Source organism: Prevotella amnii CRIS 21A-A, assembly GCF_000177355.1.
Classification (GTDB): Bacteria; Bacteroidota; Bacteroidia; order Bacteroidales; family Bacteroidaceae; genus Prevotella; species Prevotella amnii.
Genome location: NZ_ADFQ01000033.1, coordinates 1 through 934 on the forward strand (window position 1 = coordinate 1; position 934 = coordinate 934).

The window sequence follows — 934 nt, forward strand, 5'->3', positions numbered from 1 at the left end:
CCTTTTTGGGCTATACCTTTGAAAACCTTGTGAATATGTATTCTTTGGTTCTTGCAGACACGCAGTGGTGTGCTGTCAACAAAACTTATGCCCGTGCATTTGCCCAGCAGAACCTTCTTGATAAACAAGGTTAAGGGGACGGCTACCTCCCTTTCCAATTCTACTATACGGTTATAAGAAACAACTTTTGGAAATAGATGGCGAAGATGCTTACATACTTTTTCAAGATAGAAATGTTTAAAGCAGCGATAACCAGAGTCGTGAAAAAGAATCATTATCAGCATGACTTCTGCCTTTGATATCGTGGAATCTCGATGATATTTTCTTTTTCCAATAGGTTTTAGCGTATATTTTGCTGTCATAGCATCAAAAAACTTGCAGAAGTCGTCTGCCATACAAAATATTTCAGTAATTTTGTCTTCGGTAATCATAGCGATTTTTGTTTGTAATTCTATATATCAACACCTTAAAATTACAACAAATTTCGCTAATCACCAAATTTATAGACACTTATAATTCATCAAACTCACGTTATTAATAACAAATATAAACAAAATTATGAGACATCTATTTTCTGTTCTTCTCTTCGTGGCAACACTAATAGGCACAAGTAGTTTTACGTATGAAACGACATCTACAACCCGCACAGAAAACATTAGTTTGCAGACGCAAATGAAGTATAAGGGGAGGAAAGCTTGTAAGCGTTCGAAAGCCCGTAAGCCAAGTGTCCATAAGAAAAGAACTACCCGCTCTGTTAAGGTAGGTCAGGTTGTATACATCACTCCTACAGGTTCTTGTTACCATTCACGAACATCTTGTCCTGCATTGTGGCGTGGAAACTACTCTCGCACATCTTTAAGTTCTGCACGAAGTGAAGGCTATCGTTCATGTTCAAGATGCTATTAACATAACGAGAATTCGTCGAACTCACGTT

The 934-nt window shown here is 37.5% G+C and carries 2 protein-coding genes; one reads left to right on the forward strand and one right to left on the reverse strand.

Going from position 1 to position 934, the window contains the following annotated elements; all coding sequences use genetic code 11:
• A partial coding sequence (locus tag HMPREF9018_RS03490) for a transposase (protein ID WP_008448221.1) occupies positions 1-431 on the reverse strand: 431 nt, incomplete at its 3' end.
• Between the two features lie 127 nt (positions 432-558).
• Here HMPREF9018_RS03490 and HMPREF9018_RS03495 point away from each other — a divergent pair.
• Complete coding sequence (locus tag HMPREF9018_RS03495; RefSeq protein WP_155362322.1) at positions 559-906, forward strand: hypothetical protein; 348 nt, start codon at positions 559-561, stop codon at positions 904-906.
• Positions 907-934: the final 28 nt, after the last annotated feature.

Excerpts from the sequence above, each read along its gene's own strand:
- HMPREF9018_RS03495 (WP_155362322.1), top strand. The coding sequence starts at position 559 with ATGAGACATCTATTTTCTGTTCTTCTCTTCGTGGCAACACTAATAGGC.